Here is a 13,687-nt window from a genome sequence, read left to right on the forward strand (position 1 = left end):
GCCCTTTGCTCCGCCGGTCCAAGTACTTTGTGACCTCATATTGTGCCAATCCGTAGTTTGAACTGTCCCGGCGGTTCAGACGCCTTCATGCACCATCGCAGACCCGCCTGGCTGACCAAGGCCGTAGGATCGCGTGTAGTCAGACCAGAGCGAGGCGTAAGATGGGCAGCCTTCCAACAATTGGCCGTGTGTACCAGATCCAACCAAACGCCCCTCCTGGAGCATCAGAATTCGGTCTGCGAACCGAGTCGCAGCAAGGTGATGCGAAATAAGAATGAGAAGCCTGTCTCGTGACCACTCCATCAAAGCCGCCTCCAACGCAACGGCTGCCTCCGCATCCAAGAAGGAGGAGGGCTCATCCATGATTGCGATCGGCGGATTTCTGACTATAGCGCGAGCGAGCGCGATGCGCTGGCGCTGCCCTCCCGAAAGATCGTTACCCCTAGACTCGAGTACAGTGTCGAGGCGGAGAGGGAGATCATTCACAAATCCCAACGCCCCGACTTTCTCAAGAGCCGCAATTATCTGTTCGTCGCCATTCGTTCCTGTTACATCGACGTTCTCTCGAATGGTCCCTCTGAACAAGAACGCATCTTGCGTCACTGTCCCCAGCGCGCATCTCCATGAGCGGGGAGAGTAAGATCTCAGATCTTCGCCGGCCACTAAGATGCGGCCCTCGTAATTGCGCTCCAACCCGAGTATCGTCCGAACAAGAGTGGATTTGCCCGACCCGTTTCTTCCTACAATGGCGACCGTCCCTCGCTCAGGAAAACGGTGCGATATGCGGTCGATCGCAGGTGGCCGGTCTGGCGCGTACGTTAGCGTCAAGTCGATCAGTTCAATTCCAGCAGACTCAAATGAACGATTAGTTGGCGCCATCTCGGCCTGGTCTTTCGGCTCGGTCCAGAGGTCTCGCAGCTTATGGACAGCAACATTTGCCTCTTGATACTGCCGAAGAACATCTGATGCAGTCATTACTGGGCCGACGGCTCGCGCCGAAAGTATTTGCAATGCTAATAACTCCCCAATTGTCAATGTGCCATACCTCATGCGTATGCAGCCCAGGCCTATGACGATAGCTGTAAGAACTCTCGCGCTCAGCTGCGCTCCAACAGCAACTGACTTGGAGTATTCTGATAGGTCCTCCGTTGCCGTGAGCACATCTTCCGTCACCGCGCACCATCGACGGTATTGGATGGTTTCGAGACCATGGGCCTTGACAGCAGAAAATGAGGCGATCGTCTCAGACAATATTCCCTGGCGGTTGCTATCGCTGTGGAAGCGTGCTTCTGCGGAGTTTTGGAGACGCTCGATGCTGCGCCTCAGCAATTGCGCGCTGATCACAGCAAATAATAGAACTATAAGTGCAATGATCGCATCGTAGTAGAACATTAGCGAGAGTGATATCGCTGCGGCTCCCACATCAAACATCGTCTGTGGCAGCTGCAGGATGACAAAAGCCCTCAAACGATCAAGCTGTTGAAGGCGATTAGTCAGTTGTCCGGGTGAAAGAGATCGGCTGTCTGCTCTTCGGCGAACGATTTGCAAAAATGCAGACCTCGACAGGCGCCGATCTATAAAGGTGCTCAGTTGCGCCACTAGAGTCCGCCGTCTCGATGCTGACAATGCCTCCACAACAATTCCAGTCGTTGCAGCGATTGCAAGCCATGCAAGATCGATCGACAGAGACCTCTGGCCGACTCGATCAATCGCATGCTGAGCGGCAATCGGTAACGCCAGCCCGCTGAGATAATTGAGAGCTGTGAGCGCAAGTACATAGCTCATCGCTCGCCTACGGATCGCGATCGTATTCGATATCCAGCTCCATCCAAACGCCCTACCCTGCCGCATGTCGAGCCTGTTCCCTCCACGAATATTTCAATCTTGTTGGGCCGAAGGCCCGGATCCAGTGATAAGACCCCACTCTATAGATCTCGCGATAGCTTGGTTGGTTGTCTTGCACGCAAGCTTCGCGCGCGCGGAGCGCATATAGAGACGTACCGCACTTTCCGAGACTTTGATCGTATCCGCTATCACCTTTGGCGCCATTCCGTGAGCGACGAGTTGAAGGCATTGCCGCTCGCGCCGCGACAAGCCGCGAGACGGTCGCGTTCGCCACTTGCAGATCGTGGCGACCCGGTCGTGGAGAAAAAACGCCACACAATGAAAATCCCTTAGGTAAGTTAAGCGCAGCTCGATCCATTCCAAAGGCTTGGCGCTTGAAGTAATCGTGAATAGGGCCTTCTCTCCGCACGCCCCGCAAATGGGTATCGTAAGACCCCGGGTCGCCTCTCTATAGAGGCGCGCTCGCTTAGATTGGCCATGCATCGTCTCAACGCGGCTCTCGAACTGCGACCACTCGAATGGCAGTCGGCTCTTGACTCCCCGAGCCACAACCGGGTCGCTTTTGAAGAGGTTCCACTCCTGGTAAGCGCGTATCCACGCGTCTCCGTAGGTCGACAGGAGGATTGGATGGCGCAGCTGCTCTGCGGGCACGTAAGCGGCGTGGTAGACGATGTTCGAAATCCGATACGGTTCGCGGATGTCGTCAAGCACCTGCGAAACGTCCTCCAGACTCTCGCAGTCCGCAATTTGACGAAGGGCCAATCCGACGACATTCGAATCCACTTGCGGCATGCCAGTTACACAGAGCTGCACTTTCAAACCTACGTGAGGGGCAGACCTCGATCACTGCCGCCGCGAAGATTCCGTTTCGAACTACAGGGGGCTCAAAGCCAGGCAATCGGTCGCTGGGAGGCGGCATGACCCAAAATCCCGGCGCTCACCGACGCGCTCGGCAATCTCATACGCTTCCTGCTTCTGCCGAGGCTGCCCTTCGACACAGTGGCGCCGCCTCTCGTCGAGCATTGGCCTTCGACGCGCTGATCGCCGACTAGGCCTTCGATAGCAGCACCGTTATCCCCGAGCGCGGCGCCAATGTCGTCATCTCTCAGAGTTCCCGTCGTGCACGGCTCCTCGCCATCGACGAGGAAATGTACAAATGGCAGCATCTCGTTGACAACTTCTTCGAAGGGCTCAGGGAGTTCAAACGCATCGCTATGCGCGCCGACAAGACCGATCAACGCTTCGCCTCCATGATCCACCTGGCCGCAGCCCTCATAAATTCCCGATGCGTCCCAACGGACCCTAGGCCGCACTTCTTGCCCCTTACATATAGCAATTTTGATAGATTGTCGTCCGTTAGTTTACACCACAAGGTTGAACCGGTAGCTCGATGGTGTGATCGGCTACTACTTGAGTCCACGGATGCCTAACGTATGCGACGTGCGCTTGAGTTGTGATGTGAATCGTTCAAGGAGAACTCGACATGAAGAAAACGATGGCGCGCCCCAATGAGCTGGAGAGCCGTTCGGATGCCAGGGACCTGCCCCTTCCGTTGACGCCGCCTCCAACTGTCAAGGGAGGCAAAACTTTTCTACCGAACGACAGCAAACTGTTGGGCTATTTCTAGGCTGGCTACTCGGTGTTCTGACTTGGAAGCCGCCCCTTGAGTGAGGGGCGGCGGAGTTATCAATGCTTAAAGCTGAACTGAGAATTGGCGATCTCGCGGACAACATTCCGACCGTAGCTGGTCAAGCGGTGTCAATTTCCGAAAGCTATATCCAGCCATTTGTACATGGCAATCTTGAGAGCGTTTTGGTTCGGAGTGCCGGCCAATGGTTCTTTGTCGTACGAGAGCGTTTGCAAACTGACGGCAAAGGCCAAGCCTGCTCTTCGATAACCGTGATTTCGGATGTCTCTGTTGATCGCTTTCAGCGACTTTATCAGGAATGCTTGAACTGGCCCCTCGACTTCATTTTGCTTGAAGTTGCCTACCGTGGCGGCCGATTGCGAGTTCGGGCCGGCCAGTTGGGAAGTTTGCCGATCTACTTCTCTGTGAAGGAGCGTTGTCGCTCCGTTACACTCTCCTGGGATTTCGCTGATTTTTTGCATGAGTCGCGCCTGCTTGATGCGGAAGTGCTTGCCCATCATCTGACGATGAAGGCGTGCTATTCTGCGCGGCAGCCCTGCCTTGGTGTAAATCTCCTGACTGCTGGCGCCAAACTCTATGTTGACGGAAGTGAAACGCGCTTCGAATACGGGTCGAATGAATTGCCGCCGTCTCCGCAAGCGTTGCCGAAGAACGTTGACGCAACCGACGAGTTCAGTCGTATACTGGGCAAAGCGGTCTTCTCGCGGGCATCGAGTATTGGCGGAAATGCGATAGAATTGAGCGGAGGAATGGATTCTGCCTGTGTCGCGATGGCCTTGGCTCAAGGTTTTGGCTCGATAACATGTGGAGGTATCCTACTCGGCGATGAAAGGAGTCCCGCGCAAAGTGGCAGAAGGAGCCAGCTTTTAGCTATTCTAAATTGCCGCGATTACACGATCGACATGCAGGCCCATGTACCAATTATCAACTTAGATCTCGGCCCGAATTGTCGCTTGCCACTCCTCTCAGAGCATTACCTTGAAGCGTTCGAGTCACTCTGGAATACGTTTCGTGCTGCCGGTTGCGATACGGTGTGGTCTGGAATAGGTGGCGATGAACTGTGTGTGTGCTACTCTGGAGAAGAAACAGAAACGGGATTTCCCCTTCTAAAACCCTTTGATGCTGCGGTCGAGCGAGCCGAGGGACTATTGACAAGGCGTGGCCTTGAGGCTGCTCGTTCTTCTTTCCTGTTTATGGCGCCGACTGGTGTGGTTCCGTCAACAACTCTGTTGGCCAATCTTTGCCAAGCACACCCGCTCGCGATCAGAGGGCTCTGGCCGGTTAATCCTTTGAGCGATCCCAAGCTGGTCAGATTTTCGGCAGAGCTCCCCTACGAATATCGATCCGACAAGCAAATCCTTCGCTCTTATCTGCACCATCGTACGCACCTCGCGCTATTTCCACGAAACTATGAGAAGGAGTCCTTCGAATTCATCTTGCCGACGGCGATCGCGAATCAAGCCGCCGAACTCTCATCACAACTAGAGTCTTGTGCGTTGGCCGACTTTGGATTGGTCTCTCAGGAGGCAGTCGTGGCTCTTCTGCACGAAGTGGCTGATACGCGGGAGTTTTCTGCGACAAGCGCCTTGGTGAGAGTGTTATGGGCAGAACGGTTCGCACGGCAACTCTGCTAGTCGGACGGGCTGGCCCATCTGGAAAACTCCATGCACGCGGAGTATCGATGATGAATCTCGACGAAGATCCAAGAGCTACAACGTACCTCAGCGACTTCTGTAAAGAGCACTACGGAATTGTCGGCGAGCTGACGACAGTCGTCAACGGCCTGAACTGGACGCTGGCCGTCGAAGCGCGCGACGGGCTGAAATACTTTGGGCGTGTCTACCGAGTGAGGGGGCGTTCCAAGGCAGATGTCCTGGCGGAGCATTCGATCCTCGGCGCCATTGTCGAAACGTCATTCCTTCGAGTGATCCGGCCGCTTCGGAGCCGAGACGGAAATACCGCGTTGGAGTTGGACTTCGGCACGAGAGGACGCCGCCTTTTCGCACTCTATCCGTGCGCGCCTGGAAGACCCATGGAATACACAACACACGATTTTCGAGTTGCCGGCCGCGCACTAGCGGAAGTGCATCAACAGTCCCACTTGACATCGCTCTCGCCAGATAGGCAGCTATATGACGCTAACGAACTAACAGCTGCGCTTGCTCAGATTGCGGGGCATTCTGCCGACGGGCGGGAAGTCTCTATCGAGTTGTCCGCATGCTTGGACGAATTGCGTCGCGCTGGCGCGGACCACGTCCTTCTGGGACGAGGACTCTGCCACGGGGACTTTCGGGTCAGCAATATTCATATCGACCAGGAGTGCGCCCATATCTTCGATTGGGACGATTGCGGCGTTGGGCCATATTGGGGTGACTTGGCCAAGATGGGTACTTGGCTGGATATCCTGAACCCTCCAGGAGTTCTAGATATTTGGAAAAACTTCACGGGTTCGTATGGTTTATGCTCGGAGGATCGAGCTGCTCGATTGGCGATCCGCTGGCTGGTTGCCACTGGCACAGTCATCAACGCGGCGAGTGTTTTGACACCTGAATTCAATCTTTCAGCTGAAACCCTACAAGTGCTGTTTGCGAGAACGATCGAAGCGACGAAGCGCGCCCGCGACGATACGTTGAGAATTGGGTAATGATCCAAATTCGCCGGGCCTGCGATTCCGACGCTGTTTGGCTAATCCAGCTTGTAACGGAGCCTAGCTTCAATCGCTGGATGGGCGGTGATGCTCAGCGAGGCGAACTCTTGGCCCTCGCGGTGCCAAAGAAACTTGAGCTCCACAATGTGGGCCGTGGATGCGTTCTGATTGCTCAGGATCAAACCGGGCCGCTTGGTTATGGTGCTTATCTTGATTCGATATCGACTGGGTACTCCTACGTTGAATACGGGGTCACCCCAAGCAAATTCCGCCGGGGTATTGGTGGGTCCATACTTGACGCCCTGATTGCCTCGGCAAGGCAAAGCGGATCCTTAGGGCTGCAGACCCTCTGTCATCCGGAGAATGTGGCGTCGATCAAGTTGTTATTATCCAGGGGCTTCGAACGTTCTGCGTTTGCCCATGATCCAACGTCGTTCAAGAGATACACGCTGTCCTATGCATTCGACTCAGACGATGGGCCGTCGCCTATCGAAGGCATCCCGCCGAGCTCCAGATCCTAACCAACCATCAATCGGAGTTGATGAATTGTGAAGAATTGTTGGGGTTGTAAACCGGAGCGGAGTTCCCTTCTATGCCGCCCGGGACGCTCCCGTGCTCCTCTCAATGCTCGACCAGATTTCGCATCGGGGCTCCGATAGAGAAGCGGTAAGCGACGTGCCAACTTGTTAGGAAAGCTTGCGATCGATCAAGCATTCCCATTGCGCGCCCCAATCTCGCGCAACCATCTCGGATTCCACGTTCGCGCCACGGATAACAGCGTTTTGGCAGGCTTCAACCGGCGCACGGAAAAATACCACCCGGAATGACCGCTATGCGGCTACCGGCTGGCCGTCTTTTCGGCTGGCGCCCCGCGCGCGCTGGGTTTAAGCCGGTGGCATGAACGCAAAAATAGACACCGTGCAGTCCTCGGCCGAGGCCCTGCGCTATCCCTGGGACCAGCATCCCGGCCACGACGAGGTCGTCGAGGTCAGGCCCGGCGTGTTGTGGGCGCGGCTGAAGCTGCCGTTCCGCCTCAACCATGTGAACATCTACCTGCTCGCCGATGGCGACGGCTATGCGATGATCGATGCCGGCTTCGGCAATGAGGAGACGATCGAGGCCTGGACCAAGCTGTTCGAGGGGCCGCTGAAGGGCGTCAACATCACGCGCCTGATCGTCACCCACTCGCACCCCGACCATGTCGGCCTTGCAGGCTGGATCGTCGAGCGGTTCAACTGCCCGCTGGTGATGTCGCAGGTGGAATATCTGCAATCGGTCTATCACCAGAACCGCGGCACCGAGGAGCGGCGCGAGGCGCAGCGGCTGTTCTTCCGCCGGCATGGCATGGACGAGTCGCTCACCGAAAAGCTGCTCGGCCGCGGCCAGGATTATCTCAAGCGCGTCTCGGTGCTGCCGCCGTCCTACCGCCGCATCTCGCATGGCGACGAGGTCGTGATCGGCACGCGGCGCTTCAAGGTGATCACCGGCGGCGGCCACGCGCTCGACCAGGTGATGCTGTATTGCGCCGACGACAAGCTGTTCCTGTCCGCCGACCAGGTGCTGAGCAAGATCTCGCCGAATGTCAGCGTGTGGGCGGTCGAGCCCGACCAGAACTCGCTCGGCGAATACCTGGCCTCGCTCGCCAGCCTCACCACCACCCTGCCCTATGATCTCCTGGTGCTGCCCGGCCACGGCGTGCCGTTCTACGGCTTGAAGACCCGCATCAAGCAGCTCGCCGACCACCACGAGGAGCGCTGCCGCCTGATCGCGGAAGCCTGCCGCGAGGTGCCGCAGACCTCGCGCGCGCTGGTGCCAGTCGTGTTCAACAAGCACGTGCTCGACGAGCACCAGATGGGCTTTGCCGCCGGCGAGCTCGTTGCCCACGTCAACTACATGATCGTCGAGGGCCGGCTGACGGCCGAGACCAAGGACGGCGTGCTGCAGTTCCGAACGACGTGAGCGGTCGCCGTCATGGCCGGGCTTGTCCCGGCCAGCCACGTTCTCTTACATTGAAGCAAGTTCGTGGATGCCCGGGACCAGCCCGGGCATGACGAGTTTCTGGCAACACCCTCACCTCATATTCGCGATCGCGTGCAGCGCCGCGATGTAGCCGAACGGCCCCAGCCCGCAGATCACGCCCGTTGCCACGAACGAGATCTTGGAGCGGCGATGATATTCGTCGCGGGCATGGATGTTGGAGATGTGCACCTCCAGCACCGGGCCCTCGAATATCTTGATCGCGTCCATGATCGAGACCGAGGTGAAGGACAGGCCCGCCGGATTGATGACGATGGCATCGGCATCCCGCCGCGCCGACTGGATCAGATCGACGAGCACGCCTTCATGGTTGGACTGGTGGAAGACGAGCTTGAGCCCGAGCTTGGCGGCGGCATCCTCACAGCTCGCATTGACCTCTGCGAGCGTCGTCGTGCCGTAGATGTGCGGCTCGCGGATGCCGAGCATGTTGAGGTTGGGACCGTTAAGGATCATTACGCGCTTCATGAAAAGGTCCTTTCGGAGGCATGCTCTCCGGGCCAATGGCGCATGCGCTGCGAGAATCGGATGGGGTAGAGCTGGCGGCCGCGCTCTAGGAAAGCGTGTGCCGAACCGCGAAGGAAGCCCAGGCCTGACCGAGCCCGCATTTCAGCTGATGCTGCAGAGCAACATTCCCTCTCGCGCGAACTTGATCGGAATCAAGTTTCAAATTGCACGATAGGGCATTTTGCCCAAAGGCCCCCCACGGCCAAATGTGGGATAGCGCATAGACATTGGAGTTGGAATAGCTCTAAGGATAAGCGCCGTTTTGGTCAGTTCCGTCTCAGGTTGCACCGATGGATTACGCTGAATTCTTCAATTCCGCCCTGGATCGCCTCCATACCGAGCGCCGCTATCGCGTGTTCGCCGATCTGGAGCGCACCGCCGGCCGGTTCCCGCACGCGGTCTGGCATTCGCCGAAGGGCAAGCGCGACGTCGTGATCTGGTGCTCCAATGATTACCTCGGCATGGGCCAGCACCCGAAAGTGGTCGGCGCCATGGTCGAGACCGCGACCCGCGTCGGCACCGGCGCCGGCGGAACCCGCAACATCGCCGGCACGCATCACCCGCTGGTGCAGCTCGAGGCCGAGCTCGCCGATCTCCATGGCAAGGAAGCCGCGCTGCTGTTCACCTCGGGCTATGTCTCGAACCAGACCGGCATCGCCACCATTGCCAAGCTCATTCCGAATTGCCTGATCCTGTCGGACGAGCTCAACCACAATTCGATGATCGAAGGCATCCGCCAGTCCGGCTGCGAGCGGGTCGTGTTCCGCCACAACGATCTGGCCGATCTCGAGGCGAAGCTGAAGGCCGCAGGCGAGAGCCGGCCGAAGCTGATCGCCTGCGAGAGCCTCTATTCCATGGACGGCGACGTCGCCCCGCTGGCCAGGATCTGCGATCTCGCCGAGAAGTATAATGCGATGACTTATGTGGACGAGGTCCACGCCGTCGGCATGTATGGCCCGCGCGGCGGCGGCATCGCCGAGCGGGACGGCGTCATGCATCGCATCGACATTCTCGAAGGCACGCTGGCAAAAGCGTTCGGCTGCCTCGGCGGCTACATCGCCGGCAACGGCCACATCATCGACGCCGTGCGCTCCTATGCGCCGGGCTTCATCTTCACCACCGCGCTGCCGCCGGCGATCTGCTCGGCCGCAACCGCCGCGATCAAGCATCTGAAGACCTCGAGCTGGGAGCGCGAGCGCCATCAGGACCGCGCCGCTCGTGTCAAGGCGATCCTCAATGCCGCGGGTCTCCCGGTGATGTCGAACGACACCCACATCGTGCCGCTGTTCGTCGGCGATCCCGAGAAGTGCAAGCAAGCCTCGGACATGCTGCTCGAAGATCACGGCATCTACATCCAGCCGATCAACTACCCCACCGTCGCCAAGGGCACCGAGCGCCTGCGCATCACGCCCTCGCCCTATCATGACGACGGCCTGATCGATCAGCTCGCCGAAGCGCTGCTGCAGGTGTGGGACCGGCTGGGCCTGCCGCTGAGCGAGAAGTCTCTGGCGGCGGAGTAGGTGCTTCGCCACTCACGAACTCAACTCACGCCATCCCCGGAGCTACCCCCCTCCCCCACAAGGGGGGGAGGGAGCGATAGAGGCGTGCCCACCTCACGACGTTCTTGCCACCAAGCTCTGCTTTTCGTCGCAACAGTCGACACTCTCTCCGTTCCTTCACCCCTTGTGGGGGAGGGTCAGGGAGGGGGGTGTCCACGGGGACTCTCTCCGTGCTTAACGACAACCCCAGTTCCCGCCTTTATCTGGCATTTCGCTGTCGCCTCTACCCTCCCAACGCGCTAGATTTGCTGGGAAAATGAGATCGGGCACGGATTGTCGCGCCCAGGGAGACGCACGCTCGCCATGCTGCACGATTGGGGCGTGATTGCTACCGCCTTCGGCTATATCGGCTTCCTGTTCCTGGTGGCGAGCCATGGCGATCGCCGTTCGCCTGCCGGCCCCGGCCGCGCGTCCGGGCTGATCTACCCGCTGTCGCTGGCGATCTACTGCACCTCCTGGACCTTCTTCGGCTCGGTCGGCTTTGCCACCCGCACCTCGACCGACTTCCTCGCGATCTATGTCGGGCCGATCCTGATGATCGGCCTCGGCGCCGGCGTGCTTCGCCGCGTGATCCAGCTCGCGAAAGCGCACAACATCACCTCGATCGCCGACTTCATCGGCGCGCGCTACGGCAAGAGCCAGGCCGTGGCGGCGACGGTGGCGCTGATCGCCATCATCGGCTCGGTGCCCTACATCGCGCTGCAGCTCAAGGCGGTCGCCTCCTCGCTCGCAGTCATCCTGAGCGAGGACCAGGCGTTCTCCCACATCCCGATCCTCGGTGACATCGCGCTGATGGTGACGCTGGCGATGGCGGCGTTCGCGGTGCTGTTCGGCACGCGGCAGACCGACGCCACCGAGCATCAGCACGGCCTGATGCTGGCGGTTGCGACCGAATCCACCATCAAGCTGGCAGCCTTCCTCTCCGCCGGCATCTTCGTCACCTTCTGGATGTTCTCGCCGCACGAACTCATCGAGCGCGCGATGAAGACGCCGGAGGCGGTGCGCGCCATCGAGTATTCGCCGTCGATCGGCAACTTCCTCACCATGACGCTGCTGTCGCTGTGCGCTGTCATGCTGCTGCCACGGCAGTTTCACGTCAGCGTGGTCGAGAATTCCAGCGATGCCGAGGTCAGCCGCGCGCGCTGGCTGTTCCCGCTCTATCTCGTCGCCATCAATGTGTTCGTGATCCCGATCGCGCTCGCCGGCCTCATCACCTTCCCGTTCGGCGCGGCCGATCCTGACATGTATGTGCTGGCCCTGCCGATGGAGGGCGGCGCGGGACTTCTCAGCGTCGCCGTCTTCGTCGGCGGCCTGTCGGCGGCGACCGCGATGGTGATCGTCGAATGCGTCGCGCTCTCGATCATGGTTTCGAACGACCTTGTGGTGCCGCTGGTGCTGCAACGTCGGCCCGAGGGACGCGCCGGCGGCACCGCTTTCGGCGACTTCCTGCTGCGCTCGCGGCGGCTTGCGATCTTTGCCATCATGGTGATGGCCTATTTCTACTATCGCGCGCTCGGCAACACCCAGCTTGCGGCGATCGGCCTGTTGTCCTTTGCCGCCATCGCGCAGCTCGCACCCGCCTTTTTCGGCGGACTGTTGTGGCGGCGGGCGACCGCGCGCGGTGCCATCGGCGGCATGCTGGTCGGCTTCGCGGTGTGGTTCTACACGCTGTTCCTGCCGAGCTTCATGGACTCCTCGACCGCAGGCCTGCTGTTGCTCCAGCACGGCCCCTTCGGCATCGAGGCGCTGCGGCCGCAGGCGCTGTTCGGCGCCGATTTGCCACCGCTGATGCACGGCGTGGTCTGGTCGCTCTCGCTCAACATCCTCACCTATGTGCTGTTGTCGCTGGCGCGGCAGCCTTCGTCCATCGAGCTGGTGCAGGCCGATCTGTTCGTGCCCAACACGCTCGCGCCGATCGCGCCGAACTTCCGCCGCTGGCGCACCACCATCACGGTGCAGGACATCCAGGCCACGGTCGCGCAATATCTCGGGCCTGAGCGCACCCAGCACTCGTTCGAAGCTTTCTCGGCGCGGCGCAACATGCGGCTGGAGCCGGGAGCGCCCGCCGATTTCGAGCTGCTGCAGCACGCCGAGCACCTGATCGCTTCCTCGATCGGGGCCGCGTCCTCGCGCCTCGTGATGTCGCTGCTGCTGCGCAAGCGCACGGTCTCCGCCAAGGCCGCACTCAAGCTGCTCGATGATTCCCATGCGGCCCTGCATTTCAACCGCGAGATCCTGCAGACCGCGCTCAACCATGTGCGCCAGGGCATCGCGGTGTTCGACGCCGATTTGCACCTGATCTGCTCCAACCGGCAGTTCGGCGACCTGCTCAACGTGCCCCCGCATTTCATCCAGTTCGGCACGCCGCTGCGCGAAATCCTGGAATTCATGGGCGTGAGCGATCCCGCCGATCAGTCTGGTCGCGAGGCGATGATCGAGCAACGGCTGGTGGCCTACACCACCGACGGCGAACCCTATCTCGAGCGCCTGCCGGAGCGCCACATGGTGATCGAGGTGCTCACCAACCGCATGCCCGGCGGCGGCTTCGTCATCACCTTCACCGACGTCACGCCGACCTTCGAGGCGGCGGAAGCGCTGGAGCGTGCCAATGCGACGCTGGAAAAGCGCGTGCGCGACCGCACCGAAGAATTGACGCGCCTGAATTCGGAGCTGGCACGGGCCAAGAGCACCGCGGAGGACGCCAGCATCTCCAAGACCCGCTTCCTTGCGGCGGCCAGCCACGACATTCTGCAGCCGCTGAATGCGGCGCGGCTCTATGTCACGAGCCTGGTCGAGCGCCAGCACAATGGCGAGGAGACGCGGCTGGTCGAGAACATCGACGAATCGCTGCAGGCGATCGAGGAGATCCTCGGCGCGCTACTCGACATCTCCCGGCTCGATGCCGGCGCGATGGCAACCTCGATCTCGAGCTTCAGGATGGCCGATCTGATGCGCTCACTGGAGATCGAGTTCGCCCCGATTGCGCGCGCCAAGGGCCTCGATCTCACCTTCGTGCCCTGCTCGCTGCCGGTGGAGTCGGACCGGTTGCTGCTGCGGCGGCTGCTCCAGAACCTGATCTCGAACGCGATCAAATATACGCCACGCGGACGCGTGCTGGTCGGCTGCCGCCGCCGCGGAGACTCGCTCGCCATCAACGTCTACGACACCGGCGTCGGCATCCCCGCGGTCAAGCGCGGCGAGATCTTCAAGGAGTTCCACCGCCTCGAGCAGGGCGCGCGGATCGCGCGCGGCCTTGGCCTCGGGCTCTCGATCGTCGAGCGGCTAGCGCGCGTGCTGGGCCACAGCATCTCCATCGACGCCACCAGGAGCGGCGGCTCGCTGTTTTCCGTGACGGTGCCGACGGCCAAGGCGGTGACGCTGACCGCGGCGGTGACCAGCGCAACGCCGCTGGCGCGCACGCCGATCTCTGGCGCGCTGATCGTCTGC

General features: G+C 60.1%; 11 protein-coding genes. 7 read left to right on the forward strand and 4 right to left on the reverse strand.

The window, feature by feature from the left end; genetic code table 11:
• Positions 1-75: 75 nt before the first annotated feature.
• From HYH07_RS28445 to HYH07_RS28455, 3 genes are all read right to left on the reverse strand, one after another.
• Positions 76-1,785 (reverse strand): peptidase domain-containing ABC transporter, encoded by a 1,710-nt coding sequence (locus tag HYH07_RS28445; protein ID WP_220005568.1) that lies wholly within the window; start codon positions 1,783-1,785, stop codon positions 76-78.
• A 93-nt stretch (positions 1,786-1,878) separates the two neighbouring features.
• On the reverse strand, positions 1,879-2,637 hold the full coding sequence (locus HYH07_RS36865; RefSeq protein WP_220005569.1) for a LuxR family transcriptional regulator: 759 nt from the start codon (positions 2,635-2,637) through the stop codon (positions 1,879-1,881).
• A 92-nt stretch (positions 2,638-2,729) separates the two neighbouring features.
• Positions 2,730-3,083, reverse strand: coding sequence for a hypothetical protein (locus tag HYH07_RS28455; protein ID WP_220005570.1), 354 nt, complete (start codon positions 3,081-3,083; stop codon positions 2,730-2,732).
• Between the two features lie 245 nt (positions 3,084-3,328).
• Here HYH07_RS28455 and HYH07_RS28460 point away from each other — a divergent pair, with 245 nt between their 5' ends.
• The 5 genes from HYH07_RS28460 to HYH07_RS28480 all read left to right on the forward strand — a co-directional run bounded on the left by HYH07_RS28460 (position 3,329) and on the right by HYH07_RS28480 (position 8,099).
• On the forward strand, positions 3,329-3,472 hold the full coding sequence (locus HYH07_RS28460) for a hypothetical protein (RefSeq protein WP_220005571.1): 144 nt from the start codon (positions 3,329-3,331) through the stop codon (positions 3,470-3,472).
• A gap of 62 nt (positions 3,473-3,534) precedes the next feature.
• Positions 3,535-5,127 (forward strand): hypothetical protein, encoded by a 1,593-nt coding sequence (locus HYH07_RS28465; protein WP_220005572.1) that lies wholly within the window; start codon positions 3,535-3,537, stop codon positions 5,125-5,127.
• Positions 5,128-5,174: 47 nt separating this feature from the next.
• Positions 5,175-6,137 carry a phosphotransferase enzyme family protein gene (locus HYH07_RS28470; protein WP_220005573.1) on the forward strand — a complete coding sequence of 321 codons (963 nt, stop codon included), beginning with the start codon at positions 5,175-5,177 and terminating at the stop codon, positions 6,135-6,137.
• Entirely contained in the window at positions 6,137-6,661 is a 525-nt protein-coding gene (locus tag HYH07_RS36870; RefSeq protein ID WP_220005574.1) for a GNAT family N-acetyltransferase, read from the forward strand. The genes HYH07_RS28470 and HYH07_RS36870 overlap by 1 nt, the downstream gene beginning before the upstream one ends.
• 376 nt (positions 6,662-7,037) lie before the next feature.
• Positions 7,038-8,099, forward strand: a complete 1,062-nt coding sequence (locus tag HYH07_RS28480; RefSeq protein WP_220005575.1) for an MBL fold metallo-hydrolase — start codon at positions 7,038-7,040, stop codon at positions 8,097-8,099.
• A gap of 111 nt (positions 8,100-8,210) precedes the next feature.
• Here HYH07_RS28480 and aroQ read toward each other — a convergent pair whose 3' ends face one another.
• A complete protein-coding gene (aroQ, locus tag HYH07_RS28485; protein ID WP_220005576.1) occupies positions 8,211-8,642 on the reverse strand; it encodes a type II 3-dehydroquinate dehydratase in 432 nt (143 codons plus the stop codon).
• Between the two features lie 329 nt (positions 8,643-8,971).
• Between aroQ and hemA the strand changes: the two genes are divergently transcribed.
• Together hemA and HYH07_RS28495 are read left to right on the forward strand one after the other, a co-directional pair.
• Complete coding sequence (hemA, locus tag HYH07_RS28490; RefSeq protein ID WP_220005577.1) at positions 8,972-10,201, forward strand: 5-aminolevulinate synthase; 1,230 nt, start codon at positions 8,972-8,974, stop codon at positions 10,199-10,201.
• Between the two features lie 342 nt (positions 10,202-10,543).
• Positions 10,544-13,687: PAS-domain containing protein (locus tag HYH07_RS28495; RefSeq protein ID WP_220005578.1), on the forward strand; the 3,144-nt coding region annotated here is incomplete at its 3' end.

This window comes from Bradyrhizobium sp. BR 10261 (assembly GCF_019455395.1).
GTDB classification, from domain to species: Bacteria; Pseudomonadota; Alphaproteobacteria; order Rhizobiales; family Xanthobacteraceae; genus Bradyrhizobium; species Bradyrhizobium manausense.